Below are 26,049 nucleotides of genomic sequence, written 5' to 3'. Positions count from 1 at the left end.
AACATCCGGAACGCCGCATGCCCATGGGGCCAGATGGTGAGGCGGCGTGCCAGGGAGAGGCCGTCGCCGAGGGGGAGTCGACTGGTCGACGCCAGCAGACAGGGAGCCGACTACCAGCCGGAGGTCGCGGCGCGAATGCGCGCCGGAGCCGTGAGCAGTGCGGCGGCGGCCGTGCCCCAGAGCACGGCCGCGCCGCCGAAGCCCGGTACGCCCAGCCATGCCCACTGCTGCCCCGCGACACCGCCGAGCACGACCGCGAGCACCGAGACCGACGTGAGCAGCACGGCCAGGACCAGGAAGCGCTTGGACCCGAACAGCTTCACGAACGGCAGGAAGTGCACGCCGACCACGAACAACACCCACGCGGCCCCCGCCTCCGGCTTGCCGATCACCCGGTTGATGACCTGCGCGCCCCCGACGATCGCGACCACCATGAGCGCCACCGAGATCCCGTACACCGTGCCGAACGGTCCGGCCCCGGGCGGCCGCTCTCCGGCAGGCAGCCCACCGGCGAGCCCGCGCAGCCACACCGTCCACGCGAAGAACCCCGCCAGCACCAGCACCCCGACGATCCGCAACGGCACCGCGGCACCCGGCACCACCGACACCCCCGCGAACCACCACCCCGTCCCGAACCCCGCACCGATCAGCGACGTGATCACCAGAATGATCACATCACCCCTGCTGAACGCTCGTTCCTCCACGACGAGAGAACCTACCTCGGCACTGCTCGGACCACCGTGCCCGATCACGCTCGGCGTGCCGAACGACATCCGCGCCGACGGCCAGATCTGCACTGCACCCTCGGTGCTCAACCCCGGGCCGGACTAGTCCGTTGGTGGCCTGTCGCCGTGAGCCGCTCACGCGGTGCGGGACGAACGCGATGTCTTCGGGCATGGGGTCCGCCACGGTGGCGGGCGTCAGAACCTGGGGAGTCGAGGATGCAGACGCAGATGCAGCTGTCCTGGCGACGGCGGCGTGCGGTGGCGCGAGTCAGGGCCGCCGTCGTCGTGGGGGTCGCCGCGCTGGTGGCGGTTCTCGCGCCGGGGGCCGCCGTGGCGGCTGTGCCGGGCAACGACGCCATCGACGCCGCGGTGATCGTGGAAGGCTTGCCGTTCGCGGCCGAGGTGGACCTGGCCGAGGCCACCACCGCCTGGGACGACCCCACCGAGTGCGACGCCCACCCCACCGACAACACCGTCTGGTACGCCTTCACCCCCGCCGAGGACGTGGCAGTGCGGGCGACGGCTGTGGGCGAGGGCTTCCCGCCGCTGCTCGCGGCCTACACCGGCGAGCGCGGTGAGCAGCGCATGGTCGACGGCGCCTGCTCGTCCGGCTACGGGGACGCCGAGGTCGTGTTCCAGGCCGATGCCGGGCGGACCTACCGCTTCCTGGTCGCCGCGAGGGGATACGACCAGGTGGGGCGGGTCGCGTTCGCGGTGGAGGCGGTGATACGGCCCGCCAACGACGCGTTCGCCGATGCCGAGCCGATCAGCTCCGTGCCCGCCGTGCGCGGCGTCGAGCTGACCTACGCCTCCACCGAACCCGGCGAGCCCTACGAGTGGCGGTGCTCGGGAGGAAGGTCCGTCTGGTACGCCCTGACCCTGCCCGAGACGGCCTGGATCACCGCGGGCGCGGACGACTACTACGACACGGTGACGGTGTTCTCCGGCACCGCGCTGACCGATCTGCTCGGCATCGATTGCTCGTCCGGCTACGAACCCGCCGTTTTCAAGGCCGTCGCCGGTGAGACCTACTACCTGAGGCTCACGACCACGGACATCGACTCGGGCCCGGCGACCCTGCGGCTGGACCTCGCGCCGCCGATCCGGCCGTACTTCTCGACCGAGAAGACCACGGTCTATGCGCAGCGGTCGTTCACCGGCGAGGTGCAGGACGGGCTCGGCGAGCCGATCGTGTCGGGGGAGTGGGACTTCGGCGACGGGACGACCGCGCCGTGGTCGCCGGAGGGCGTCACCCACAACTACGCCGCGGATGGCGTCTACGACGTCGGCTTCACCGCGACCACCCGCGACGGGCGCACCGCGACGACCACCCTGCCGCTGGTCGTGGAGACCCACGACGTGTCGATCACCCGGTTCGAGGTGCCCACCGCCGGCCGGGCCGGGGTGACCAAGCCGATCACCGCGCGGGTCGCCAACACCCGCTACGACGAGACGGTGACCGTGCGGCTGTACAAGCGCAGCCACGAGTGGAACTGGACCGAAGTCGCCTCGCAGGAGGTGTCCGTGCTCGCCCACCCGACCCGCAAGGTGGCCGTGCCGTTCTCCTACACCTTCACCCCGGCCGACGCCGTGGTGGGCAAGGTGACCTTCCGCGCGGTGGTCGACCTGCCCTCCTGGATCAGCGACGCCCGCCCGATCGACAACGAGGTCATCGCCATCGCCACCACGGTCCGGCCCGCCATCGCGGGCATGAGTTGACAGCGACGAGCACCCCGGGGGAATGACGACCATGAGACCGAGCACCCGCGCCACCGCCTGCCTGGCCGCCCTCGCGGCTACGGCCCTGCTGCCCAGCGTCGCGCACGCCGCACCACCGTCGAACGACGACTTCGACACCGCGACCGAGATCACCGCCCTGCCGTTCACCACCGTCCAGGACACCACCGAGGCCACCGCGGCCGCCGACGAGCCCGCCGCGTGCTGGCGGCCCAGCGGCGGCGCATCGGTCTGGTATCGCTTCACCGCCACCGCGCACGGGTTCCTGCGGGCGACCTTCGGCACCTCCGACCACGCCTCGACCTTCGTCGCGTTCACCGGCGAGCGCGACGCGTTGACCGCGGTGCCGGGCAGTTGTGGCAGCCGCTACGACACCGCCGGCCGCAAGACCTTCGCCGTCGCCGCGGGCACCACCTACCACCTGCTGGTCAGCGACAACGCCGCCGTCGGCGGTACCCTCCACTTCGGACTTGAATCGGTGCCGCCCGCCCCGAACGACCGCTTCGCCGACGCCACCCCGATCACGGCGATCCCCGCGGTGGTGACCGACGGGAACCTCGCACGCGCGGGCGCTGAGCCCGGCGAGCCGGTCCCCGCCTGCGCCCAGGGTGCCACCTCCTCGATCTGGTACCGCTACACGCCGACCACCACCGCGCCGGTGTCGCTGTGGGCGGGCGCCGCCTCGGCCGCGATGGTGGTGTACGAGGGAGCCCGGCTCGACGAGCTGTCGGAGGTGCGGTGCACACCGCCAGGCCCCGCCGTGTTCACCGCCACCGCGGGCCGCACCTACCACATCCAGATCGCCTCCGACCCCGACCAGGCAGGCGTCGTCGACCTCCACGCCGCACTGGCGCCCGCGCTGAGGCCGACCCTGATCGGGGGTTCCGAACGGCTGACGGTGCTCCGCGACGAGTACTTCGGCGTCTACCCGGGTGATGTCCTGAACCAGCCGGTCGCGGCCGGTCGCATCGACTTCGGCGACGGAACCGCGGTCGACCTCACGGCCCAGGAACCGGGAGCGGTGCACCGATACGCCGTCGACGGCGACTACCGCGTCCAGTTCACCGTCACCACCCTCGACGGCCGCACCGGCAGCGGCACGAAGGCGGTCCAAGTCCGCAGCCACGATGTCACCACCACCGCGCTGAGCGCCCCCGCCACGGCCCGGTTGGGCCAAACCCGGACGATCTCGGCCTCGGTCACCAACACCCGCTACGACGAGACAGTGGTGGTGACCTTGTACAAAGTGGTGGACGGAAACTCCACCGAGATCGGCCGCGCCACCCAATGGGTGCCCGCCCGCGCGGGCCGCGTCGCCCAGTTCCCCTTCGCCCACACCTTCACCGACACCGGCCCGGCCACCTTCCGCGCCGTCGCCGAACCACAGGTCCAGGGCGGCGACGACAACCCCGCCGACAACGCCGCGGAAGCAACCACCACGGTCCGCCCCCGCGCGGCAGCCACGAGCTGAGCACGGGGCGTCCACCCACGGGCGGATCGCGCAGGTCGTGGGCGCGGCACCGATACGCTCGCACCATGAAGGTCGTCGTGGTCGGAGCCGGGATCTCGGGTCTCGCTTGTGGAAGGCGCCTCGCCGAGGCCGGGGTGTCGGTGCGGGTCGTCGAACGGGCCCGGGTGGTCGGCGGCAGGCTCGCGACGCGGCGGTTCGACGGGCGGGCCGTGGACTTCGGCGCTCCCTACTTCACCGTGCGCGACGACGACTTCGCCAAGGCGGTCGACGGGTTGCACCGGTCGGGTCTCGTCCGGCGGTGGACCGACACGCTCGCGGTGATCGACCCGAAGGGGCGGCGCAGCACCTCGGGCCCTGTGCGGTGGGCGGCGACGGCGGGGTTGCGCTCGGTGGCGGAGCACCTCGCCGAAGGGCTGCGGGTCGACCTGGAGCGCCGCGTGGAGCGGGTGGGGCCGGGCCCGAGCGTGGACGGCGACCGCGTCGACGCCGTGGTGCTGGCCATGCCGGGCCCGCAGGCCGCGCGCCTGCTCGACCCCGACTCATCCGCGAACCGCGCGGTCGAATCCCAGCGGTGGCTGCCGTCACTGGCGGCGGTGCTGCGCTACGCCGACCGCGCCTGGCCGGACTTCGACGGCGCGTTCGTCAACGACGACCCGGTGCTGACCACGGTGTTCGACGACGGCGCCCGTCGCGGCGACGGGTCCCCGGTGGCGGTCGCCTACACCACCGACGCCTTCGCCCAAGAGCACCTCGACGCCCCCACCCGGGCGGCCGGGGCCATCGCGGCCGCGGCCAGCCGGGCGGTGGGCCTGCCCGAACCGGTCGACGTCCACGTCCACCGCTGGACCTTCGCGCGCCCGGCGCAGGACGGCGCACGTTCTTTCCACTGGGACGACCAGGGCATCGGCGTGTGCGGCGACGCGTGGGGCTCGCCGAGGGTGGAGACCGCCTGGCTGTCCGGCACGTCCTTGGCCGCGCGCATCCTCGCCGCGCGCTGAGGACGCCCCGCGCGCCATCGCACTACGATCACGTCCGTGACCTCCGAAACGCCGGCACCCGCCCTGCGGGACTTGTTCCCGGAGACCGCCGAGAGGCATCCGCCGGTCGCGCCGCTGCCACCCGGTCGGCTGGTGCTCCCCGAGGAGGAGGACACCGAGCGCCCGGCGTTCTGGCTCAGCGACGGGCCCGCCCCGGCGGGTCTCTGGGCGGCGCTGCGGGCCGAGCACGGGCGCACCGGCCTCTGGCCCCTGCTGCTCGACGCCTTGGACGACGATGACGAGGACTACCGGCCCTGGGGCAACGGCGAGGTGCTGCCCGGAGACATGTCCGACCCCGGCGCCCACGCCCCCGCCGAGCTGCTGGCCCGGTGGTGGTCCGAGCACACCGCCCCCGCCGAGGACGACGCGCTGCCCGAAGCCGAGCGCGCGGCCGTCACCAGCCCCTACGGCCGCTCGTGGCCGGGAGCGGCAGGCCCGCGCCGCCTGGTCGTGGACCCCGACCGCACCGCCGACGACCTGGCCGCGCACCTGCTCGCGGGCCACCCCACGATGCGCCTGGGCCTGGTCGCCGCGGACCGGGGCGCCGACGCCCTCTCCACGGCGGGCTGGACCGGTCCGATGAACCACTTCGCCGACACCGCCCTGCTCTCCTCGGTCCTGCGCGACTGGGAGGAGCGCTACGGCGCCCGCGTCGTGGGAGTCGGCTTCGACACCCTGGTCCTGAGCGTCGCCGCACCCCCGACCACCCACGCCGACGCCCTGCCCGTGGCTGCCGAGCACTTCGCCCTCTGCCCCGACAACGTGTGGCAGGGCGAGAGCCCCCACACCCTCTTCGCCTACGCCCAACGCCTCGTCGGCGACCACTCGTGGACCTTCTGGTGGGACTGACCGACTGACCCCATCACCCACCCGGTCACCGACCACCCGGTGACGGCGAAGCACCCCGCCCACTGGAGGACGTTTCGACGTGCCAGGTCGCGAACCGTCCAGCATCACGGTGCCACATGGGTATGTGACCAAGCCATCACTTCCACCAGGAAGGGATACCGACTGGAGCCGTGGCGCGGGCTCTGCGCCACGGCCCGGTCCGCGGCCATATTGTCCGATGTAGAGGAACCCTGGGGGTGTGCTCGTGCGGTGGTATCGGGTCAGGCAGCCTGGCGCCGGGATCAGCAGAGGCCGCCTAGGCACCCAGGCCAGAGGCTGTCATCCCATTGCGCGCGAATGACAGGATTGCCCACCCGTGCCGGTCACGGCGCGGACAACGACAGCGTCTGCGGTCCGGTTGGGGGCGCGCAGCAGCCACTGGGGTCGGCTTCCGTCGTGTCGAACACGCCGCTTCCGCCGCACACGCCGGTCTCCGGGAGCGTCAGCTCGACGCGCTCGGCGGCTTCGCGGTCCCCGGCGATGGCGGCGACGACGGAGCGGACCTGCTCGTAGCCGGTCAGCGCGAGGAAGGTCGGCGCGCGGCCGTAGCTCTTCATCCCGACGAGGTAGACGCCCGGTTCGGGGTGGGACAGCTCGTTCACCCCGTGCGGGTAGACGGTGCCGCAGGAGTGCACGTTCGGGTCGATCAGGGGCGCGAGGAGCGTCGGCGCCTGCAGGACGGGGTCGAGGTCCAGGCGCAGTTCGGACAGCCACGACAGCTCTGGCCGGAATCCGGTGAGCACGACGATCTCATCGACGTCCTCCACGCGCTGTCCGGCGTCGGAGACCAGGGTCATGTCGGCCTCGACCGCCTCGGTGCGGAAACCTGTCACGACGCGCACCTTCCCGGCTTCGACGGCGGCTCTGGCGCGGAGTCCGAGTGCCCCGCGTGCGGGGAGCTGGTCTGCCTCGCCGCCGCCGAAGACCGAGCCGACCGCGCCGCGCCGCAGCAGCCAGGTGATCCGGATGTCGTCCAGGCCGGTCAGGGCGACCAGGGCGGTGAGCGCGGAGTGCCCGCTGCCCGCGACCACGACGTGCTTGCCGCTGTACCGGGCGGACTCGGTGGCCAGGTCCGGAACGCGGTAGGTGATTCGGGCGGCAGCCGCGGTCTCGCCGATGGCGGGCAGGCCGTCGCCGCCGAGCGGGTTGGGCGAGCCCCACGTGCCGGAGGCGTCGATGACCGCCGCGGCGGTGATGCGCTCGTCCCCGGCGCGGGTGCGGACGTGCACGGTCAGCGGCTCGGTGTCCCGGCCCGCGTCGACCACGCGGTCGCGGCCGCGCCGAGCCACGCCGACGACCTCGGCGCCCAGCCGCACGTGCTGACCGAGGGCATCGGCCAGCGGCCGCAGGTACTCGGAAGCCCACTCCGCGCCGGTCGGGTACGCATCCGGGTTGGGCTCAACCCACCCTTTCCCGGTCAGCACCGCCCGTGCGGCCGGGGAAACCAACTCCGACCACCGGGAGAACAATCTGACGTGGTGCCAGTGCGCCACCGCCGCCCCCGCTTGCTCGCCGCGCTCCACCACCAGAGGCGTCAGCCCCCGCCCGACCAGTTCCGCGGCCGCGGCCAGCCCAGTCGGACCCGCGCCCACGACCACAACAGGCAGGTTCATTCTGCCGTCCTTTCATCGATGTCTACCGATCTACGGCGACTGTATCGACGGACGTCGATCCACGCAACCATCGGTTCTGGTCGATGAATTTGTCGGTTGGGCGCGAGGCGCCGCGGGCGCGCACCTCGGCTCAACGGGGACGTGCACGGCAACCAGCGAACGCACCTTCATCGTCCCAGGTCGATATACACTGGCCGCATGACGATCGAACCTCCGCTGTTGCAGGTGCTGCCGACCGCCGAGGCGGCCACCTACGCGAGCTGGTTCGCCTGCCTGGCTGAGCCGGCCAGGGTCAAGCTCCTGCACACGGTCGCCACCTCTCCCGGAGGGGTCACCGTCGGCGCGCTCACCGAGATCCTGGGGACGAGCCAATCCACGACGTCCCACCACGTGCGCAAGTTGGCCGACGTCGGATTCGTGCGGCTGCGCAAAGAGGGAACGGCGACGATCGTCACCGTCAACCAGGCCTGCTGCGCGGGCCTGCCGCACGCGGCCGACGCCGTCATGGGACTGCTCGCGCCGCGTCCGTGCTGTCCGGAGGACCTTCCGGGCGATGTCACCGTCCGGGCGCTGCAGCCCGAGGACTGGTCGGACGTTCGACGCATCTACGCCGAGGGCATCGCCACCGGCCTGGCCACCTTTGAGACGTCGGTCCCCAGTCGGTCCACGCTGGACGCGAAGTGGCTCCCCGGGCACCGGTGGGTCGCCGAGATCGACGGCCGCGTGGTCGGTTGGACAGCAGCCGCGCCAGTCTCGTCTCGCGACTGCTACGCAGGCGTCGCCGAGACATCCATCTACGTGGCCGACGGCCACCGCGGCCGGGGCATCGGCAAGGCCCTCCTGCACAGGCAGGTCACCGCTGCCGACGCCGACACCCTGTGGACGCTCCAGACCTCGATCTTCACCGACAACCGAGCCAGCGTCGCCCTGCACCACACCGCCGGCTACCGCACAGTCGGCATCCGCGAACGCATCGCCCAGCGCGACGGCGTATGGCACGACACGATCCTGCTGGAACGCCGCTCGACGACGAACTAGTGCCCCGACATCGCCCGATCATCTCCGGCTGCGGCAGGTGTCACCGGGTCATGCGTCGAGGAGTTCGGCCAAGAGCGCGCGGACGCGGCGGTCGATGTCGTCGCGGATGGGGCGCACGGCGTCGACTCCTTGTCCGGCGGGGTCGTCGAGCTGCCAGTCGAGGTAGCGCTTGCCGGGGAACACCGGGCAGGTGTCGCCGCAGCCCATCGTGATGACGACGTCGGCGGCTTCGACGTCGGCGGTCGAGAGCTTCGAGGGGACCTCGGCGGTGATGTCGAGGCCGAGTTCGGCCAGGACCTGCGCGGCCGCGGGGTTCACCTTCTCGGCGGGCGCCGAGCCCGCGGAGCGCACGGCGACGCGGCCGAGGGCGTAGTGCTGCAACAGGGCGGCGGCCATCTGGGAACGGCCGGCGTTGTGGACGCAGACGAACAGGACCTCGGGCGTGTCGCTCATGGGTTCCTCAACTGGTCTCGGTAGGTCGTCAACAAAGCCCTGGCGCGCCGGGCGGCCAGGACGGGCAGGTAGTGCCGGACGGTCGCGGTCTCGGCAAGGTGGCGATAGGAGGTCAGCACGACGCGGTGAATCGCGTCGGCGTCGACGGTGCCGTCGAACTCGCGTCCCAGGTCGGCGGTGACGTGACCGAGGCGGGTGCCGGGGTCGGGCGGGTCGCAGTCGGTGATGTCGGCGCAGCGGCCACCGCAGATCAGCACGGCGCACCGACCGCGGGTGCCAGTCGGTCGATACGTCCGGCGAGGTCGTGGAAGGCGGTCTCGAACGCGGCCGGGGTGCCGGGTGCGGCGGGGTCGGGGATCGACCAGTGCAGGCGATCGCCGCTGGGCAGTTCCTCGTGGGCGTTGTCGCACACCGCGACGATCAGGTCGCCTTCGCGGACCACGTCGTCGATGTGGTGGGTGCCGCAGGCGACCGAGAGACCGTGGGCTGCGGCGGTCACGACGGCCAGGGGATGCACCGCGCGAGCAGGCTCGGTGCCCGCCGACGCCACGGGCACAGGGCTACGGTCGGCCCACAGCGCGGCCGCGAGCTGCGAACGCGCGGAGTTGTGGCTGCACACGAACACCACCCGCGCAGCACCACGCGCGCTGGCCGGGACGAGACCGGCCAGCGGCCCTGGGCGCAATCGCAAGTAGGTGCGGCGGTGATCACCCTCCGACCGCGACCGAACGACGAGACCGGCCTGTTCCAGCAGCTTCACGTGGTGGGCGACGAGATTGCTGGACAGGCCCAGCTCGGCACCCAGCTCGCCGGGAGAGGCGTCGCCGAGTGTGAGTCGGTCGACCATGGACAACCGCGCGGGCTCACCCAACGCGGCGTGCACGCGGGCCCGCTCCACCACACGGGAACTCCAGTCAGTGCTCATTGAGTCAATTTTCGCTGAGCTATACTTCCGGGTCAAGAGCGGCGAGTGTGATCGATGGCTCGATTGACGTCAAAGTAGAGGTCCGTCAATCTAGACGGGTGTCGAACAAGCAGCCGTGTCCCACGTCGCTGGTCCGCGAACCACTGACGCCCGAGCACGCCGCAGACCTCGCGGTGATGTTCAAAGCGCTCGCGGATCCGGTGCGGCTGCGGCTGCTGTCGCTGATCGCCTCACATGACGGCGGCGAAGCCTGCGTCTGCGACCTCACCCCGGCCTTCGACCTGACCGGGCCCACCATCTCCCACCACCTCAAAGTGCTGCGCGAGGCCGGACTGGTGACCAGCGAGCGCCGCGCCACCTGGGTGTATTACCGAGCCGTCCCCGAGACCCTGCAACGCCTGTCCGGCGCGCTGGTCGCAGACGCCTCCCAGCCCGCCTGATCCACGACCACCAGCCGATCCTCCAGGAGTTCTCCGCGTGAGCACCACGGATACCACCCCGCCCACATCGGGCGTGGTCGCCAAACTGTCCACCCTGGACCGCCTCCTCCCGGTCTGGATCGGCCTGGCCATGGTCGCGGGCCTGCTCGCCGGACGCCTGATCCCCGGCCTCGGCGACGTCCTCAACGCCATCACCGTCGACGGCATCTCGCTGCCCATCGCCCTCGGCCTGCTGATCATGATGTACCCGGTTCTGGCCAAGGTCCGCTACGACCGGCTCGACACCGTCACCGGCGACCGCCGCCTGCTGTGGGCCTCGCTCGCCCTCAACTGGATCCTGGGCCCCGCCCTCATGTTCGCCCTGGCCTGGCTGACCCTGCCCGATCTTCCGGAGTACCGCACCGGCCTGATCATCGTCGGACTCGCGCGCTGCATCGCCATGGTCATCATCTGGAACGACCTCGCCTGCGGAGACCGCGAAGCCGCCGCCGTCCTGGTCGCCCTCAACTCCGTCTTCCAAGTCATCGCCTTCGGCCTGCTCGGCTGGTTCTACCTCGCGGTCCTCCCGGGCTGGCTCGACCTGCCCACCACCGACCTCGCCGTCTCCGGCTGGCAGATCGCCAAGAGCGTCCTGATCTTCCTCGGCATCCCCCTGCTCGCCGGCTACCTCACCCGCACCCTCGGCGAGAAGCGCAAAGGCCGAGACTGGTACGAGAACCGCTTCCTCCCCCGCATCGGCCCCACCGCCCTCTACGGCCTGCTGTTCACCATCGTCATCCTCTTCGCCCTCCAAGGCGAGCAGATCACCAACCGCCCCTGGGACGTCGCCCGCATCGCCCTGCCCCTGCTCGCCTACTTCGCCATCATGTGGGCAGGCTCCTATGCCCTCGGCGCAAGTCTGGGGCTGGGCTACGAACGCACCACCACCCTGGCGTTCACCGCCGCGGGCAACAACTTCGAACTCGCCATCGCCGTCGCCATCTCCACCTACGGCGCCACCAGCGGCCAAGCCCTCGCAGGGGTCGTCGGACCCCTCATCGAAGTCCCCGTCCTCGTCGCCCTCGTCTACGTCTCGCTGGCTTTGCGCAAGAAGTTCATCGACTCGAAGGTGAGGTCTGCTGCGCGGATGGGTGACATCTGAGTTGGCTAGCCGTGAGGTTGGCCTGGGAGGATGGACGTTGACTCCCCCTCGTTCGTCACCTCGTAGTTGCAGGTGGCAGGCGCGCCGGCACCGGTGGCCTTGAGCTGGTCGGTCTGGACCGGGGCGGTGCTGTCGTGGGCGGGCGTCGCGGCCGCCGCCGATGGTGCATGTCCTGGTTGGCCGGGCGTGGGGAATCGTCTGGCTGCGACGGAGACGAACCGTGAGTGCTCTCGCAGGAGTTGGCCGAGGCGTTCGAGCCGGCCGGTGAGGTGGGTCGGTTGTCGGCGATCGTGCGGAGGTTTGCGGTCCACCTATCTCTTGCGGCAGAACTCTTGGGGGGTGGGTGGTCCGGTGGACCACCCACCCGTTCCGCGGATCAGCGCAGACGGTGCCAGAGTGCCTGTCCGGTCGGGCTGTAGATGACGATGTTGCTGTCGTCCTGTACGAGGAAGAGGCTCGCGGCGGTGCCGTAGGTGTTGGTGTGCCAGAGGGCGCGGCCGTTGGCGGCGTAGACGACGAAGTTGCCGTCGGTCTGGAAGGTGGCGGTCGCGCCCGGGTTGCCCCACGTGTTGGTGTGCCACAGGGCGGTGCCCGCGGCGTTGTACAGCACCAGGTTGCCGTCGCCCTGCATGACGAGGGAGTAGGCGCCGTTGGCGGACTTCAGGGACGCGCCCGAGCCCAGGCCCTGGCCGCGGGTGAGGCGGTCGTTGGCAGGGGGCTGGGAGCCGCCGGTGACGTACAGGAGACGGTTGGGGGAGCCGGTTCCCGGGGAGGTCACCTTGTTGGCGGTGGCGGTGGAGTACAACTGGGCGGCGACCTGTGCCGGGGTCGAGGAGGGGGCGGTGGCCAGGACCAAGGCCGCCGCGCCCGCCGCGTGCGGGGCGGCCATCGAGGTGCCGCTGATCGTGTTCACCGCGGTGTCGCTGGTGTGCCAGGCGGAGGTGATGTTCTGGCCGGGCGCGAAGATGTCGGTGCAGGTGCCCCAGTTCGAGAACGACGCGCGGGCGTCGTTGTTCGCGGTGGCGTTGACGGTGATGGCCTCGGGGGTGCGGGCCGGGGTGAAGTTGCAGGCGTCGGAGTTGGAGTTGCCGGAGGCGAGGGCGTAGACGACGCCGTCGGCGATGGACCGGCGGACGGCGTCTTCCAGGGCCGCGTTGCTGCCGTTGCCGCCGAGGCTCATGTTGGCGACGGCGGGGCCGGAGGTGTGGTCGGCGGTCACCCAGTCGACGCCGGCGATGACTCCCGCCCAGCTGCCCGAACCGGCGCAGGACAGCACCTTCACGGCGGTCAGCGACACCGCTTTGGCGACACCGTGCGCCGCGCCGCCGATGGTGCCCGCGACGTGGGTGCCGTGTCCGTTGCAGTCGGAGTTGTTGCCGTCCCCGACGGTGTTGGTGCCCCAGACCGCGCGCCCGCCGAAGTCCGCGTGCGTGGTCCGGATGCCGGTGTCGATGACGTAGGCGCGCACACCGGCGCCCGCGTTGGGGTAGGTGTAGCTGCTGTTGAGCGGAAGGTCGCGCTGGTCGATGCGGTCCAGGCCCCAGGAAGGCGGGTTGGGCTGCGTCGCGGCGAGCGACACGACGCCGTCCTGCTGCACGTAGGCCACAGCGGGGTCGGCGGCGAGTGTGCGGGCCTGCTTGTCGGTCAGCTTCGCCGCGAAGCCGTTCAGGGCGTGGCTGTAGGTGTGGGTGACGGCCGCGCCGTAGGACTGCGCCACTGTCGCGCCGTCCTTCAGCACGACGATGTAGCTTCCCTCGATCGCCTGGGGCACGGACAGGATCGTGCCCTCGGCGGCGGCGGGTGGGGCAAGGAGCACGGTGGCGGACAGGGCGGCGGCGAGACCGGCCCCGGCCGCCCAGCGCGTGCGGGCAGCACGAAGTGGCGTCATGCAGGTGACTCCTCGAACGGTCGTGAACGCAGGGTGTAATCGACACTGGCAGTCGGTGTCGCGCGCGGCAATAGCCCGAATCCACCGACAGGTTAGGGCGAACGCCCCATTCAGCGGCCGCGCGCGTCCGGAACGACGCCGGGGCCTTCCCCGCCGCGCGGTTGTGCCGCACCAGCGAAGGACACCTTGCGCATAGACCGATGATCGGTATATACCGTTCCTGTGACCGACGCTTTGCGGGAGCCCACGTTCCTGATACTCACCGCGCTCGCGGAGGAGCCCCGGCACGGGTACGGCATCCTGCGGGATGTCGAGCAGATCTCCGGCGGGCGGGTGCGGCTGCGGGCGGGCACCCTCTACACCGCGCTGGACCGGCTGACCTCGGACGAGTGGGTGGCCGTCGATCGGGAAGAGGTGGTCGACGGCAGGCTCCGGCGCTACTACCGCCTGACCGACCTGGGGGCGGCCAGGCTGGCGGAGGAGATCGAGCGGGTGCGGTCCACGGCCCGGGTCGCGGCGACCCGTCTGCGTGCACGGTTCATCGGAGGGACAGCGTGAGCGAACTGGAGAGGCGGTTCCGGCGGCTGCTGGGCCTCTATCCGCGGGAGCACCGCGAGCGGCACGGCGAGGAGATGCTCGACGTGCTGCTGGCCGACGCGGGTGACCGGACCACTCCGGGCTGGCGGGCCACCGCCGACCTGCTGTGGGGCGCGGTGCGGTTGCATGTGCGGCGGCTGCTCGCGGCCGACGTGCTGGCGGTCGTCAGCCTGCTCGGCCCGATCGCGGTCCTGGCCGGCGCGGGCACGAGCCTGCACGAGCTGGCCTGGTGGGTTCAGGCGGGCTCGGCGCCGCCGTTCGAGCAGATCCCGGACGCGCCGGTGTGGTTCGTCTGGCTCGGGGTCGCGGTCCTCGCCATGGCGGGGAAGCGCAGGGCCGCGGCGGTCGGCGCGTGGGTGGCCACCGCCGGGCTGGTCGTGGTCCTGCAGCTGCCGTTCGCAGGCTGGCAGTGGTTCACCGACAAGGCGGGCTGGGTGCTGCTCAGCGCGATCACGGCCGTCGCGCTCTCCGTGTCGGACGGACGCAGGGTCCGGGGCCTGCCCGCAGTCGCCACCATGGCCGTGACGGTCCTGGTGATCGTGGTGCTCGGGGTGTTCGGCCACCGGAGCGGGTTCGCCGAGTTCGCGGCGCTCGCCGTCCTGTTCGCCGGTGCGGCGCTGGCCGCGGGCGCCGGCTCCGCCACCGGACGGCGGGCGGCGCTGGTGCTCTCGACACCGGTCGTGACCGCGCTGCTCGCGCTGCTTGTGCATGCCGTGCACCACGGGCCGATCAACGACCTGGTGTCCACTCTGATCTTCTTCGGCACACCGCTGCTGTTCCTGGTCGCCATCGGCGGACTGGTGCGCCTGCCCCGACGCGCGAGCGTCAGCTAGCGGCCCGTCTTCAGCTCACTCGATGGGGTGAAGTCGGTGGCCTCGTCCGCCGAGGAACAGGGCGGTCGGGCTCCGTGCGGGCGGGATGTGGTCGTGTTGGGGCTGGCGGTCCTGCTGATCTACGGGCTGCCCGCGCTCAACGCGGCGGTGCCGTGGCACAACGAGATCCGGGCCGGGGAGGTTCTCGACCTCGGGGACGGCGCGACGGCCGTGCCGCCGGTGGGGTGGCAGTTGGAGAGCGGCGCGCTGGTCGGGGGAGGAGTCCGGGCAGTGCGCGGGTGGTGCTGGCGACCGGTGGCGCGACGATCGAGGTGGTGGGGGCCGACTTCGACGGGACCGCTTCCGCGTTCCTCGACCAGGTCCTGAGGTCGCGAGGAGATGATCCGCGCGGGGTGGACGGGTCGCGGGGCACGGTCACGACCGCTGCCGGGCTGGTCGGTGTGGCGCAGAACAGCACGTCGTCTAGGGGTGACGGGCTCGATGTCGCTTTCAAGACCGGGGTCGGGGCGCAGGCGGTGGCCGCGCCCGCGCTGTTGGTCAGCGTGCGCACCTCGCCCGGTCAGTTCGAGCGCCGCCACGACGAGGTCGCCGCGTTCCCGCGCAGCGTCGCGCCGGGAGGCAACCGGTGACCGCCGCGCGGGCGGTGCAGGTCGATGTCATCGCGCAGTCGGTGGCGGTGGCCGCTGCGCAGTCCTGCAGCCAAGGCGACCTCGCGCTGCTCAAGCTGGCTTCTCCGGTCTCGGTGGCCCCGGCCCGGCTGGGCGAGCAGGACCCGCCCACCGGCGCCACCAACCACATCGACGGTTGGGGCAGGACCAGCTGCGACGGCACGGCCTCCGCCCAGCTCAAGCGCGCTTCGGTCCGGGTGACCGGCCGGGCGGCCGACGCCTACAACGGGCCCGCCCTGGCCTCCACCGGCATCAGCGGCTACGCCTGGAAGGGCGACTCCGGCGGCCCGCAGAGGTACAACGACGCCATCGTGGGCGTCGCCTCCACCGCTGACTGCGCCAGCCGCCAGTACTACGCCAGTGTCACGAGCGGACTCGCCTGGATTCGCCGGCACATCGGCGGGTCCGGCCCCGACCCGGAACCGGGCCACAGGTTCGAGAACGCCGACAACGTGACCATCCCCGACCTGGGCAGCGCGGTGTCGTCGCCGATCACCGTCTTCGGGATCACCGGCAACGCCCCGTCGGCGCTGAAGGTCGCCGTCGACATCAAGCACACCTTCCGGGGCGACCTGCGCATCGACCTGGTCGCGCCGGACGGGTCGGTGTGCCTGCTCAAGAACAGCAGCACCAGCGACTCCGCGGACAACATCATCGCCACCTACACCGTCAACGCCTCCAGCGAGGCCGCGAACGGGACCTGGAACCTGCGCGCCCGCGACACCTACCGCAACGACGTCGGCTACATCGACGCGTGGAGCCTGGAGTTCTCACCCGCGCGAGGGAGGGCCACCTGACGGGTGATCCCCCCTTTCGCCGAGTTCAGCGCGGCCCATCACCGTCGTTGTGGGGTCATGAAACAAACCTATGTCTGCCTTGGCGACGCTGTGTCGGGTACGAATGTCGGCGTCGCGAAAGGAGGGGCCGATGTCACCCGATGTCTTCCCCGACCGGTTCGCGGGCGCGCTCCACATCGCGCCCGCCGGGACCGGGTTCAGCGGCCCGCGCGGAGTTGGGCGAAGTGCGGGGTGTGCTCGCGCAGGAACGACCAGTAGGCGTCCCTGGCGAACTCGACCAGGGCGGGTAGGCGCCGGGCGAGGGCGCCGTCCCTCGGGCACAGCATGATGTGCCGCTGCCGCAGCGGGCTGCCCGCGAGCGGCCGCACGGTGACGCCCTCGTCGGCGAAGTACACCGGCTGGCACGGCGCCACCGCGCGGCCCGCGGCGACGAGCGTGCGGACCGTGTCGGCGTTCGGTGTGGTGTAGGGGACCTCGGGGGTGAAACCGTGGTGTGCGCAGGCGATGTGGAAGCAGTCCGGCCACCCGGAGCCGTTCGGCGGGCTGAGCGCCCAGCTGTGGTCGGCGAGGTCGGCCAGGGTGACCTCGTCCTGGGCGGCCAGCGGGTCGGAGCTGGGGAGGGCGACGAACACCGGCTCCTCCTCAAGGACCTCGCACAGCAGCGCCTGGTGGGACGGCATCTCGAAGCCCGGGTAGTCCGTTGTGGTCACCAGGTCGAGCTTGCCCGCGACGATCAGGTCGCGCAGCAGCAGCGGCGAGTACTCCATGGTGAGCCGGACATTCGTGGCGGGCAGCTCCGCGCCCATCCGCTCGACCAGGCCCAGCAGCACCGAGCCCGCCGACCCGCCGACGGTGATGACCGGCTCGGTCCGCTCGGCGAGCTGGGCGGCGCCGGTGCGCAGCTCGGTCACCGCGGCGAGGATGGACCGGGCGCGCAGGAGCACGTACTCCCCGATCGTGGTCAGCTCGACGCCCGCGGGCCCGCGGGTGAACAGCGACGCCCCCAGCTCGTCCTCCATGCGCCTGAGCCGGACCGAGAGCGCGGGCTGGGACAGGCCGAGCTGGGCGGCGGCCCTGGTCAGACTCCCGGTCTCGGCCACCACCTCGACCGTGCGCAGGTGCCGCAGCTCCAGTTCCATTCGCGGAGTCTAGATCGGACAACCGGCGACTTCAACGAACCCGGTTTGACCCGATCGGGAATGGACTCGACCGCGCTGCCCGCCCATTCCGCGGGCGCGTCGGCCGGGAAACGGGATCGCGTCAGATCAATCACGGCCTGCCGGTTTCCCAGGGTCGTGGTCCATTGCCTCGGCCGGGAGGCGGAGAGTCGACATGCCACCACGTGAGCAGGGCGCGGCGGTGCTGGTGGGCCGCGCCGACGAGCTGAACCGGCTGCGGTCGGCCGTCCGGCGCAGGCCCGCGCTCGTGCAGCTCGAAGGCGAGGCGGGCGTCGGCAAGAGCAGGCTGGTCACGGAGCTGGTCGAGTCGGCCGACGTCGGCGTCCTGACCGTGCTGGTCGGGCACTGCCAGCACTCGCGTGAGCCGTTCCCCCTCGGCGCGGTGCTGGACGCGCTGCGCCGCGCGCGCGATCCGCTGGCGTGCCGGGGGCCGCTGAACTCCGTCACGTCCGTCCTCCGCGCGGCCGTCCCGGAGCTGGCGGATGTCCTGCCGCCGCTGCCGCCGGAGCTGAGCGGCCCGGTGTTCGACCGGCACCTGCTGTTCCGAGCCGTTCGGGAGGTGCTCGTCGCTCTCGGCCCGGTCCTGCTGGTCGTTGAGGACCTGCACTGGGCCGACGACGGCACCCGGCAGCTGCTGCGGTTCCTGATGGCCGATCCGCCGCCCGAGCTGGCGGTGCTGGTGACCTACCGGCGCGAGGATCTGCCCTGGGGCATGCCGTTGGGCGGCGCGTACCGCCCCGGCCCTGGTGTCGGGGTGGAGATCCTGCCGCTGGAGCCGTTGGGGACCGCCGAGGTGCGCGTCCTCGCCGGGCTGCTCCTGGGGGTCGACACGGTGAGCGCGGAGTTCGCCACCACGCTGCACGAGCAGACCGCGGGACTGCCGTTCGTCATCGAGGAGTTCCTTCGCGTGAACCGGGTGGCCGCCGAGGGAACGACCGCGCGGTGGGCGGACCGCGCCGAGGTGCCGGTGCTGCTGCGCGAGGCGGTCACCGAGCGGCTGGTGGGGCTGTCCCCGGACGCGGGCCGTCTTGTCCGCGCCGCCGCGGCGTTCGCCGTCCCCGCGTCGGTCGAGGTGCTCGGCGTGGTCGCGGGTCTGGCGGGGGAACGGCTGCGGGAGGCGGTCACCGAGCTGCTGGCCCGCGCGCTCCTGCGCGAGGCCGCCAACGGGACCGTCTCGTTCCGGCACGTCCTGTCGCGCCGGACCGTCTACGGCGCCATGAACTCGATCGAGCGCAAGGAGCTGCACCGTCGGGCGGTGCGCCTGCTCGCCGCGCACGAGCATCCGCCGCTGGTGCAGCTCGCCGAGCACAGCAGGCTGGCCGACCTGCGGGCCGAATGGCTCTGCTACGGCGAAGCGGCGGCCGATCAGGCGCTGGCGGCCTCGGACGCCACGACGGCGTCCACCCTCCTGCGGCTCCTGCTCGCCGAGCCCGCGCTCGCCCGCGCGGACGTGGACCGGCTCGCCGTGAAGCTGGGCGAGGCCGCCCAGGCGGGCCTGGACGCGACCGGGTCGGCGTCGGCGCTCAAACGGTTGCTGGTGGACGACAGGCTCTCGGCGCAGGCCCGCGGCCAGGTGCGGATGCAGCTGGGGCTGCTGCTGTCGAGGTTCTTCCACGGCGTCGCCGAAGGACGTGCCCAGCTCGAACTGGCCGTCGACGAACTCGGCGCGCGCCCGGACCTCGCGGCGAAGTGCATGAGCGCCCTGGCCATGCCCTGCACCGGGGACGTTCCGCAGCCGTCGCTGGCCGCGTGGCTGAGGAAGGCGGACGCGGAGATCGAGCAGTGCGAGAACCAGGAGCGGCGCCTCTCCCTGATCGCCGACGTGCTGGGAACCCTGGTGGCACTCGGCGACCCGGCCGCCGAGGACCGGATGTCCACTGTGACCGTTCTCGGGCACACCCCGGGAGAGCAGCGCCAGATCGCCAGAGCGCGCTGCACCATCGCCGACTCCCTGACCGTCACCGGACGGTTCCACGCCGCGCGCGAGCACCTGTGGGCCGGGGTGCGGATGGCCGAGGAGAGCGGCGGGCTCTACGTGGTGAGCACCGCGCGGAGCACCATGACGCGGCTGGACTGGTTCACCGGCGACTGGGAGGGCCTGGCCGAGCGGGCCGGGTCCCTGCTGGCGCGGTACCGGGAGCTGTCGGCGGTGGCGGCCGAACTGGAACTGGTACTCGGGCACCTGGCCCTCGTGAGCGGCGACGGCGAGACCGCGCGCGGGCATCTGCTGCGAACCGGGGTGCGCACCCCGAGGGTGGCGGTCGCGCAGGTCGCGCTCGGCGGCGGCGCGGGCCTGATCCGGCTCGCGCTGCGCGAGGACGACATCGTGCTGGCCTCGGCGGAAGCCGACGCGGGGGTGGCGCTGCTGCGGCGCAAGGAAGTGTGGGCCTGGTCGGGGGAACTGCTGCCTGCCGCCGTGGACGCCTACCTCGCCGCGGGACGGGCACGGGAAGCCGGGGAGCTCGTGCGGTCGGCGGAGGAGGGAATCCGCGGTCTGGTCGCGCCGCTGGCCGCCGCGGCGCTGCACACCTGCCGCGGGGCGCTGGAGGAGCACGCGGGCGGGTCGGGGGCCGACCACCACGCCGCGGCGGCCCGTGCTTTCGACACGATGGGCGCGCCCTATCTCGCGGCCCTGGCGTGGGAGCGCACCGAGGCCCATCGCCTGAGCGCCGGCGGCGACGACGCCGTGGCGGCCTATACCCGGTGCGCGGAGCGCTATCACGCGCTGGGCGCCACCCACGACGCCGCGCGGTGCAGGCACCTGCTGCGCTGCCTCGGCATCGTCACGCCGTCGCGGCAGGGCAGGCGGGGCTACGGCGAGCGCCTCTCGCCGCGCGAGCTCGAGGTCGCCCGGCTGCTGGCGGCCGGGTACACCAACACCAAGATCGCCGAGACCCTGTTCCTCTCCGCGCGCACCATCGAACACCACACCTCGCGGGTGCTGCGCAAGCTCCAGGTGGCGTCCCGTCGGGACATCCGCGCCGCCGACCTCCGCTGAGCGCGAATAGGTAGACCACCTAGCGAATCCTCAATTGTTTCCGCCTTGCGGCCACCCGATTCTGAACCGACGTGACTGTCAGTTGTAACCCTGCCCGATGGTCACGCCTCCGGGTGTAACCCGGTGGGATGAATGGAGAAACTGTCCATGCGATCTCATCGCATTACGGTGGTGGGTGCGGCAGCCGCCGCGCTGCTCGCCGCCGCCGGGGTGTCCACCCCGGCATCAGCAGGAGAAGGTGTGATCCTGCGCGCCAACCAGGCCGACTCGGTCTCGGGCGCCTACCTGGTCATGTTCAAGGACTCCTCGGTCGCCTCCGCGCAGACCTCGGCGAAGGCGAGCGACCTCGCCCGCAAGTTCGCGGGCCGCATCACCTACACCTACCAGGCGCTCAACGGCTTCGCGGTCAACCTCACCGAGGCCCAGGCCAAGAAGCTGGCCGCCGACCCGGCCGTCGAGTACGTCGAGCAGGACCGCAGGGTCCGCGCGCTCGACACCCAGACCAACCCGACCTGGGGCCTGGACCGCATCGACCAGCCGAGCCTGCCGGTCGACCGTTCCTACACCTATCCCGCCTCGGCGGGCCAGGGCGTCAACGTCTACGTTATCGACACCGGCATCCTCACCACGCACAGCCAGTTCTCGGGCGGCCGCGCCAAGCACGCCTACGACGCGATCGACGGCGACACCAACGCCACCGACTGCAACGGCCACGGCACCCACGTGGCGGGCACCATCGCGGGCTCGACCTACGGCGTGGCCAAGAAGGCCACCGTGCACGCGGTCCGCGTGCTCAAGTGCGACGGCTGGAGCCAGGGCAACTCCGTCGCCGCGGGCATGGACTGGGTCGCCCGCAACGCCGTCCTGCCCGCCGTGGCCAACATGAGCCTGGGCGGCGGGGCCTCGCAGGTGAACGACGACGCCGCCCGCGCCCTGCTGGCCAGGGGCGTCACCACCGCCGTCGCGGCGGGCAACGAGGGCCAGGACGCCTGCAACGTCTCGCCCGCCCGCGTCTCCGAGGTGCTGACCGTCGCCGCGAGCAACAGCTCCGACGGCCGCTCGATCTTCGCCAACGGCTCGTCGAACTACGGCACCTGCGTCGACCTGTTCGCGCCCGGCAGCAACATCACCTCCGCCTGGCACACCGGCACCTCCGCCACGAACTCCATCAGCGGCACCTCCATGGCCACCCCGCACGTCGCCGGTGTCGCCGCGCTGTACCTCGGCGTCTCCGGCAACTCCGGCAAGCGCCCCGCCGAGGTCAACCAGGCACTGCTGAACAACACCGTCGCCAACAAGATCAGCGACCTGCGCGGCTCGCCCAACAAGCTGCTGCAGATCGGCTTCCTCAACGGCGGCAACCCCGACCCCGACCCCGACCCCGAGCCGGAGCCGGGCGACTGCTCCGGTCCCTCCTACACCGGCACGCTCAACGCGGGCGCCTCGGTCTGGCAGCCCAACAACAGCCACTACCAGACCAACAGCACCGGTGTGCACCGCGGCTGCCTGACCGGCCCCGCCGGCGCCGACTTCGACCTCTACCTGGCGAAGTGGAACGGGTCCGGCTGGGTGAACGTCGCCGTCGGTGAGACCCCGGCGGCCAACGAGAAGGTCGAGTACACCGGAACCGCCGGCTACTACAGCTGGCGCGTGTACGCCTACCGCGGCTCCGGCAGCTACACGCTCAAGACCGACAAGCCCTGATCACCGAACGCCTGGCCCTCGCGGACGACACCCGTCCGCGAGGGCCAGGCCGTGTCCGGCGGCGGGCCAGGTCAGCCCGCCGCCTGCCCGGTGCCCCGCGGCCCGGTGGTGAACGTGGCGGTGACCTGCGTACCCGCGCTCAGCGAGGTGATCTCGACGCCGTCGGCCAGAGCCCGGACCATCGTCAGCCCGTGGCCGCGGTGGCCGGGATCGAGCGCGGGGGCCTGCCAGCTGCCGGTGTCGGTCACGCTCACGGTCAACCGCGGCGCGGTCAACCGGGCGAGGAGGTGGACCGGGCGGGCGTGGTGCGCCAGGTAGGCGTGTTCGGCGGCGTTGACCAGCAGCTCCTGAGCGGCCAGGACGACATCGTCCACGAGGTCGGAGCCCAGGTGGGCGGCGGTGAGCCAGGCGTGCAGCCTGCGGCGGGCGTCGGTGACCTCCGGCAAGCCGGGGACCCTCAGGTGCAGGGTGGCGCCTTCGCCCAGGTTGGTGACCACCAGGCCGGCGGCCGGAGAGGACGGCGGCCCGTCGCCGCGGTGACGGGGGGCCGGCTCGGGCATCGCCGGTGAGCTACCCATCGACGCCCTCGACAGCTCGGGGACCGGGCACGAGCGCGTCGGTGGCGGTGTCGAACACGGCCAGCACCAGCACCCGGGAATCGCCCGCGGCCGCGACCCCGGCCTGCACCTGGGGATCGTGGCGTGGTCGACATCGCCGCCGATCGCCAGCACGCGGGCCGCGCCGACCTGCCCGGCCGTTACCCAGGGCGTGCCGTCGAGGTCGTCCGCCGCGCTCACCGCATGTCCCCGATCCGCTGACAGCTGATGCCGGGACGGACACGGCCCGGCAGAATGAGCGGACGCGCTCACTCCGACCGGAGAGCCTAACCGCGAACCGCCGTGCTCACCGAACACCCGGTGCGGACGGGCTGGGCATCGTGACGAAGGTGGGGGGTCATGCCCGACATGAAGCGGCCCGCGGCACAGCTCATCGTCGGAGACGTTCACTACGCCGACAACGGCAAACCGCGCACCGTCACCGACCTCACCACCGACGGCGACGCGGTCACCATCGCCTTCGACGACGGCACCAGCCAGACCGTCACCCCCGACCTCCCCCTGCGCATCCGCCGCCCCCGCACCCCCGAGCGCGGCACCTGAGGTCTCCGCCGACCGCCATCGCCGCCGACCCGCGGGGAGCGAACGGCTCACCGACTGGGTACCTGATCGTCCTGGCCACCAGCGAACTGGTCGACAGCTCCAGTGAACACGCCTACCCGGCAGAGCGGCCGGGACCCGTCACGCTCGTGGCCCGCCTGTGCCCACGCCACCTGCTCCTGAAGGTCGGCGGCTTCGTGATCGACAGGCGAACAACACCGTCCACATCAGCCGCGCCTACGCCGCGGGAGTCCGCAATTTGTCCTACGAGGACGCATTCGCCGATGAGCAGTGGCAACCTGATGGTGCTGACAGGTTCCCCACGAAGATCACTTTTACCGCCTCGGCCGACGGCGCGAGCCCCCGTTCATCGTCGGCGATTCCCGGCCGCCGGTTCCCGGCCGACTCCGTCGAGCACCTCGAAGCGCGAGTACTTCATGGCCGAGGTGGTGGGTGTCCCCGCCGAGTACATCCCGATGATGATCCGGATCTGGCGCGGCCTGCGGGACGGCAGGCCACTGCCCACCGACCGCTGGTCGATCGACGCGCCGATCGCCGTCGCCGTCGGCAGCGCAGGCGAGCCCCTCATGCGCGCGGGCGCCGAGGCGCTGGCCGCGATCCTGCCCAACCTCACCGTGCCGACCCCGGAAGGCCACGACCCCGGGGCCTCCTGGAGCGCCCCCGACGCCATCGCCGAGCAGATCCGCGCGTTCCTGCGCGCCACGTAGTTGGCGGCTTCCGCCCGGCCGGCCTCAGGTGGTAAGACCAGAAGGGTCGGGAGGAAGGAGCTGCCGTGGGACGTCGGCGTCACATCCGTCGGGCGGTCTGCGTTGCCGGAGCTGTCACCGCGGTCGCGCTCGCTCCGCAGAGCGCGGCGGGACAGCCGGATTCGACTGGGGAGGTCGGGGCGAGCGCCGTTCGCGGGACGTTCGCCGTCGACTTCAACCGCTGGTCCACCGGGCCGTACCCGGAGTCCGGGGCGGCCGAGGACTTCGGGAACGTGTCGAGCTGGGACCCGGCCCGGATCATGGTGAGCGGTGGCAGGCTGCGCGCGACCCTGGAACCCGGCAGGCTCAGCGGGGACGGCGGCACCCTGTGGTCGGTCGACGTCACCGACGGCACCGAGTACGAGATGCGCTACACCGTCAACTTCCACAGCCGCTTCGACTGGAGCCGCGGGGGGAAGGTCGGCTGGGGCTTCCAGGTCGGCGACGGCGCGAGCGGGTGCACCAGGGCGAACGGGGACGGCGGCAGCCTGCGCCTCATGTGGTACACCAACGACGCCGGGCGGACCTATCTACAGCCGTACCTCTACCACGCCGCGATGCCCTCGAACTGCGGCGACAACTACGGCAAGTCCTACCCGGCGACGGGCTCCCTGCAACGCGCGACGAACTACACCGTCACCATGCGGATCAAGAGCAACACCGGTGCCAACCGCGACGGTCGCGCCGTGATCACCGTCAACGGCGTCACCCTGCTCGACACCCCCGTCCAGTGGACCGACAACGACGTCAAGCGCCAGATCCGCCACATCTGGTCGCATTCCTTCCGCGGCGGCAGCCAGGACTACTGGACGTCGGACACCGTCGGCTACATCTACTACGACGACTTCTCCATCCGGCGTATCGGCTGACGTCCGCAGCGCACACCCCGCCCCGGGACGCCGATGCGGTCGCGGCCCCCACCCGGGAACGGGTGGGGGCCACGGTCCTGCCGTGCGGTCAGCGCTGGAGGGTGAGCACGCCCGGTCGGTAGGGGAGCAGGCCGTAGTCGCCGCCGGAGTTGGGGCTGCGGCCCTGGTAGAGCAGTTGCAGGTTGCAGGGGTCGATGGTCTTGGTCTGGTCGGCGGTGCTGCGGACCAGGTCGCCGTGGCTGATGTCGTTGGTCCACGTGGCGCCGCTGTTGGCCTTGCCCGCGAACGGGTTGCTCTCGGTGGCCGCCTGCGGGGTCCAGGATCCGCTGAGGCTGCTGGAGGTGAACGAGCGGAAGTAGCGGCCGTTCGCGCCGATGGCCTCGACGAGCATGAGGTACTGGTTCTGGCCCTTGACCTTGTAGACCTCGACGCCCTCGAACAGGTTGTTCGTCGTGTCGCTCATGATCGTGGTGTAGGACGAGCCGAAGTTGCCGGGGAAGTTCCCGATCGGCATGCTCGCCCGGTAGATCTTGCCGTTGTCACCGGCGAAGAACAGGTACATCGTCGTGCCGTCGGCGATGAGCGTCTGGTCGATGGGGCCGGTGCCGGAGCCGGTGATGCTGCCGGTGAACAGCGTCTGGGCCGAGGACCACCCGTTGGGGTTGGTGGGGTCGTTCGACGTGCGGTAGCTGAACGTGGTCGGGCCCCACTGGTAGGCGAGCACCCAGATGTTCTTGGGGGCGAAGTACAGCAGCGTGGGGGCGACCGTGCCGGAGTTCATCGGGTTCTGGCTCGCGGTGGCCATGTCCGACCAGTTGGTGAACGTGCTGAAGTTCATCGAGCCCCAGCTGGTGCCGGTGTCGTGGGTGGTGCCGTAGACGAGGTGCCTGCCGTTGTAGGGGACGTAGGTGAAGTCCTTGAGCGAGACCCACCCCTGCCTGGGAGTCGCCAGGGGGCCGGTCGACGTCCAGCGGTAGGTCGATGGGAGAGAGCAGGTGCCGCCCGGCGGGGTTGTGGTGGTGGGGTTGGTGCCGCCTCCGACGCGGACGAGGGACCATTGTTGGTTGTTGCCGCCCCAGTCGTCGTATTGGACGATGTTGGCTCCGTCGGTGGTGGAGGCGCCTT

General features: G+C 71.7%; 25 protein-coding genes. 16 read left to right on the top strand and 9 right to left on the bottom strand.

Annotated elements, in window-relative coordinates:
- Nucleotides 1-110: 110 nt before the first annotated feature.
- A complete protein-coding gene (locus tag ACFPM7_RS29790) occupies nt 111-662 on the bottom strand; it encodes a hypothetical protein (protein ID WP_378251173.1) in 552 nt (183 codons plus the stop codon).
- A gap of 279 nt (nt 663-941) precedes the next feature.
- Here ACFPM7_RS29790 and ACFPM7_RS29785 point away from each other — a divergent pair, with 279 nt between their 5' ends.
- The 4 genes from ACFPM7_RS29785 to ACFPM7_RS29770 all read left to right on the top strand — a co-directional run bounded on the left by ACFPM7_RS29785 (nt 942) and on the right by ACFPM7_RS29770 (nt 5,819).
- A complete protein-coding gene (locus tag ACFPM7_RS29785; RefSeq protein WP_378251172.1) occupies nt 942-2,444 on the top strand; it encodes a PKD domain-containing protein in 1,503 nt (500 codons plus the stop codon).
- Between the two features lie 22 nt (nt 2,445-2,466).
- Complete coding sequence (locus tag ACFPM7_RS29780) at nt 2,467-3,933, top strand: PKD domain-containing protein (RefSeq protein WP_378251171.1); 1,467 nt, start codon at nt 2,467-2,469, stop codon at nt 3,931-3,933.
- A 65-nt stretch (nt 3,934-3,998) separates the two neighbouring features.
- Complete coding sequence (locus ACFPM7_RS29775) at nt 3,999-4,931, top strand: NAD(P)/FAD-dependent oxidoreductase (protein WP_378251170.1); 933 nt, start codon at nt 3,999-4,001, stop codon at nt 4,929-4,931.
- 36 nt (nt 4,932-4,967) lie between these two features.
- Complete coding sequence (locus tag ACFPM7_RS29770; protein WP_378251169.1) at nt 4,968-5,819, top strand: DUF4253 domain-containing protein; 852 nt, start codon at nt 4,968-4,970, stop codon at nt 5,817-5,819.
- Nucleotides 5,820-6,181: 362 nt separating this feature from the next.
- Here the strand turns inward: ACFPM7_RS29770 and ACFPM7_RS29765 are convergent, their stop codons facing one another.
- Complete coding sequence (locus ACFPM7_RS29765) at nt 6,182-7,471, bottom strand: NAD(P)-binding domain-containing protein (protein ID WP_378251168.1); 1,290 nt, start codon at nt 7,469-7,471, stop codon at nt 6,182-6,184.
- Between the two features lie 198 nt (nt 7,472-7,669).
- Here ACFPM7_RS29765 and ACFPM7_RS29760 point away from each other — a divergent pair, with 198 nt between their 5' ends.
- Nucleotides 7,670-8,509: a helix-turn-helix domain-containing GNAT family N-acetyltransferase gene (locus ACFPM7_RS29760; RefSeq protein ID WP_378251167.1), complete on the top strand. Its 840-nt coding sequence runs from the start codon at nt 7,670-7,672 to the stop codon at nt 8,507-8,509.
- Between the two features lie 48 nt (nt 8,510-8,557).
- On the opposite strand, the gene ACFPM7_RS29755 is transcribed toward ACFPM7_RS29760, so the two are convergent.
- The 3 genes from ACFPM7_RS29755 to ACFPM7_RS29745 are packed head-to-tail and all read right to left on the bottom strand — an operon-like array spanning nt 8,558 to nt 9,887.
- A complete protein-coding gene (locus ACFPM7_RS29755; RefSeq protein WP_378251166.1) occupies nt 8,558-8,962 on the bottom strand; it encodes an arsenate-mycothiol transferase ArsC in 405 nt (134 codons plus the stop codon).
- On the bottom strand, nt 8,959-9,219 hold the full coding sequence (locus tag ACFPM7_RS29750; RefSeq protein WP_378251165.1) for a three-helix bundle dimerization domain-containing protein: 261 nt from the start codon (nt 9,217-9,219) through the stop codon (nt 8,959-8,961). The genes ACFPM7_RS29755 and ACFPM7_RS29750 overlap by 4 nt, the downstream gene beginning before the upstream one ends.
- Nucleotides 9,213-9,887: an arsenate reductase/protein-tyrosine-phosphatase family protein gene (locus tag ACFPM7_RS29745; RefSeq protein WP_378251164.1), complete on the bottom strand. Its 675-nt coding sequence runs from the start codon at nt 9,885-9,887 to the stop codon at nt 9,213-9,215. Before ACFPM7_RS29745 ends, ACFPM7_RS29750 begins: the two co-directional genes overlap by 7 nt.
- Before the next feature lie 98 nt (nt 9,888-9,985).
- On the opposite strand from ACFPM7_RS29745, the gene ACFPM7_RS29740 reads away from it, so the two are divergent.
- Nucleotides 9,986-10,327, top strand: coding sequence for an ArsR/SmtB family transcription factor (locus ACFPM7_RS29740; protein WP_378251163.1), 342 nt, complete (start codon nt 9,986-9,988; stop codon nt 10,325-10,327).
- 37 nt (nt 10,328-10,364) lie between these two features.
- Complete coding sequence (gene arsB, locus ACFPM7_RS29735; protein ID WP_378251162.1) at nt 10,365-11,468, top strand: ACR3 family arsenite efflux transporter; 1,104 nt, start codon at nt 10,365-10,367, stop codon at nt 11,466-11,468.
- 376 nt (nt 11,469-11,844) lie between these two features.
- Here arsB and ACFPM7_RS29730 read toward each other — a convergent pair whose 3' ends face one another.
- Nucleotides 11,845-13,356: a S8 family serine peptidase gene (locus ACFPM7_RS29730; RefSeq protein WP_378251161.1), complete on the bottom strand. Its 1,512-nt coding sequence runs from the start codon at nt 13,354-13,356 to the stop codon at nt 11,845-11,847.
- Nucleotides 13,357-13,578: 222 nt separating this feature from the next.
- Here ACFPM7_RS29730 and ACFPM7_RS29725 point away from each other — a divergent pair, with 222 nt between their 5' ends.
- From ACFPM7_RS29725 to ACFPM7_RS29710, 4 genes are all read left to right on the top strand, one after another.
- Entirely contained in the window at nt 13,579-13,914 is a 336-nt protein-coding gene (locus tag ACFPM7_RS29725) for a PadR family transcriptional regulator (protein ID WP_378251160.1), read from the top strand.
- The gene (locus ACFPM7_RS29720) at nt 13,911-14,786 is read left to right on the top strand and encodes a hypothetical protein (RefSeq protein WP_378251159.1); all 876 of its coding nucleotides are present in this window, start codon (nt 13,911-13,913) and stop codon (nt 14,784-14,786) included. Before ACFPM7_RS29725 ends, ACFPM7_RS29720 begins: the two co-directional genes overlap by 4 nt.
- A gap of 278 nt (nt 14,787-15,064) precedes the next feature.
- A complete protein-coding gene (locus tag ACFPM7_RS29715; RefSeq protein WP_378251158.1) occupies nt 15,065-15,415 on the top strand; it encodes a hypothetical protein in 351 nt (116 codons plus the stop codon).
- Complete coding sequence (locus tag ACFPM7_RS29710; protein WP_378251157.1) at nt 15,412-16,251, top strand: proprotein convertase P-domain-containing protein; 840 nt, start codon at nt 15,412-15,414, stop codon at nt 16,249-16,251. Before ACFPM7_RS29715 ends, ACFPM7_RS29710 begins: the two co-directional genes overlap by 4 nt.
- Before the next feature lie 197 nt (nt 16,252-16,448).
- Here ACFPM7_RS29710 and ACFPM7_RS29705 read toward each other — a convergent pair whose 3' ends face one another.
- Nucleotides 16,449-17,390, bottom strand: a complete 942-nt coding sequence (locus ACFPM7_RS29705; RefSeq protein WP_378251156.1) for a LysR family transcriptional regulator — start codon at nt 17,388-17,390, stop codon at nt 16,449-16,451.
- Nucleotides 17,391-17,583: 193 nt separating this feature from the next.
- Here ACFPM7_RS29705 and ACFPM7_RS29700 point away from each other — a divergent pair, with 193 nt between their 5' ends.
- Together ACFPM7_RS29700 and ACFPM7_RS29695 are read left to right on the top strand one after the other, a co-directional pair.
- Nucleotides 17,584-20,427, top strand: coding sequence for an ATP-binding protein (locus tag ACFPM7_RS29700; RefSeq protein ID WP_378251155.1), 2,844 nt, complete (start codon nt 17,584-17,586; stop codon nt 20,425-20,427).
- 171 nt (nt 20,428-20,598) lie between these two features.
- The gene (locus ACFPM7_RS29695) at nt 20,599-22,131 is read left to right on the top strand and encodes a S8 family peptidase (protein ID WP_378251154.1); all 1,533 of its coding nucleotides are present in this window, start codon (nt 20,599-20,601) and stop codon (nt 22,129-22,131) included.
- Between the two features lie 71 nt (nt 22,132-22,202).
- Here the strand turns inward: ACFPM7_RS29695 and ACFPM7_RS29690 are convergent, their stop codons facing one another.
- Entirely contained in the window at nt 22,203-22,691 is a 489-nt protein-coding gene (locus ACFPM7_RS29690; RefSeq protein ID WP_378251153.1) for an ATP-binding protein, read from the bottom strand.
- Between the two features lie 396 nt (nt 22,692-23,087).
- On the opposite strand from ACFPM7_RS29690, the gene ACFPM7_RS29685 reads away from it, so the two are divergent.
- From ACFPM7_RS29685 to ACFPM7_RS29675, 3 genes are all read left to right on the top strand, one after another.
- Entirely contained in the window at nt 23,088-23,291 is a 204-nt protein-coding gene (locus tag ACFPM7_RS29685; RefSeq protein ID WP_378251152.1) for a hypothetical protein, read from the top strand.
- 434 nt (nt 23,292-23,725) lie between these two features.
- On the top strand, nt 23,726-24,016 hold the full coding sequence (locus ACFPM7_RS29680; RefSeq protein WP_378251151.1) for an alpha/beta fold hydrolase: 291 nt from the start codon (nt 23,726-23,728) through the stop codon (nt 24,014-24,016).
- Nucleotides 24,017-24,081: 65 nt separating this feature from the next.
- Nucleotides 24,082-24,924, top strand: a complete 843-nt coding sequence (locus ACFPM7_RS29675) for a polysaccharide lyase (RefSeq protein WP_378251150.1) — start codon at nt 24,082-24,084, stop codon at nt 24,922-24,924.
- 88 nt (nt 24,925-25,012) lie between these two features.
- Here ACFPM7_RS29675 and ACFPM7_RS29670 read toward each other — a convergent pair.
- A partial coding sequence (locus ACFPM7_RS29670; RefSeq protein ID WP_378251149.1) for a non-reducing end alpha-L-arabinofuranosidase family hydrolase occupies nt 25,013-26,049 on the bottom strand: 1,037 nt, incomplete at its 5' end.

Origin of the sequence: Actinokineospora guangxiensis (assembly GCF_042657845.1) — a bacterium.
Taxonomy (GTDB): Bacteria; Actinomycetota; Actinomycetes; order Mycobacteriales; family Pseudonocardiaceae; genus Actinokineospora; species Actinokineospora guangxiensis.
Note: the sequence above shows the minus strand (reverse complement) of the source record. Positions and strands in the feature narration are given on the sequence as shown.

Coding starts and splice junctions, on each gene's coding strand:
- ACFPM7_RS29745 (WP_378251164.1), bottom strand. CDS start 9,887: ATGAGCACTGACTGGAGTTCCCGTGTGGTGGAGCGGGCCCGCGTGCAC.
- ACFPM7_RS29760 (WP_378251167.1), top strand. CDS start 7,670: ATGACGATCGAACCTCCGCTGTTGCAGGTGCTGCCGACCGCCGAGGCG.
- ACFPM7_RS29700 (WP_378251155.1), top strand. CDS start 17,584: ATGCCACCACGTGAGCAGGGCGCGGCGGTGCTGGTGGGCCGCGCCGAC.
- ACFPM7_RS29690 (WP_378251153.1), bottom strand. CDS start 22,691: ATGCCCGAGCCGGCCCCCCGTCACCGCGGCGACGGGCCGCCGTCCTCT.
- ACFPM7_RS29785 (WP_378251172.1), top strand. CDS start 942: ATGCAGACGCAGATGCAGCTGTCCTGGCGACGGCGGCGTGCGGTGGCG.
- ACFPM7_RS29680 (WP_378251151.1), top strand. CDS start 23,726: ATGGCCGAGGTGGTGGGTGTCCCCGCCGAGTACATCCCGATGATGATC.
- ACFPM7_RS29775 (WP_378251170.1), top strand. CDS start 3,999: ATGAAGGTCGTCGTGGTCGGAGCCGGGATCTCGGGTCTCGCTTGTGGA.
- ACFPM7_RS29765 (WP_378251168.1), bottom strand. CDS start 7,471: ATGAACCTGCCTGTTGTGGTCGTGGGCGCGGGTCCGACTGGGCTGGCC.
- ACFPM7_RS29780 (WP_378251171.1), top strand. CDS start 2,467: ATGACGACCATGAGACCGAGCACCCGCGCCACCGCCTGCCTGGCCGCC.
- ACFPM7_RS29685 (WP_378251152.1), top strand. CDS start 23,088: ATGCCCGACATGAAGCGGCCCGCGGCACAGCTCATCGTCGGAGACGTT.
- ACFPM7_RS29705 (WP_378251156.1), bottom strand. CDS start 17,390: ATGGAACTGGAGCTGCGGCACCTGCGCACGGTCGAGGTGGTGGCCGAG.
- ACFPM7_RS29730 (WP_378251161.1), bottom strand. CDS start 13,356: ATGACGCCACTTCGTGCTGCCCGCACGCGCTGGGCGGCCGGGGCCGGT.
- ACFPM7_RS29755 (WP_378251166.1), bottom strand. CDS start 8,962: ATGAGCGACACGCCCGAGGTCCTGTTCGTCTGCGTCCACAACGCCGGC.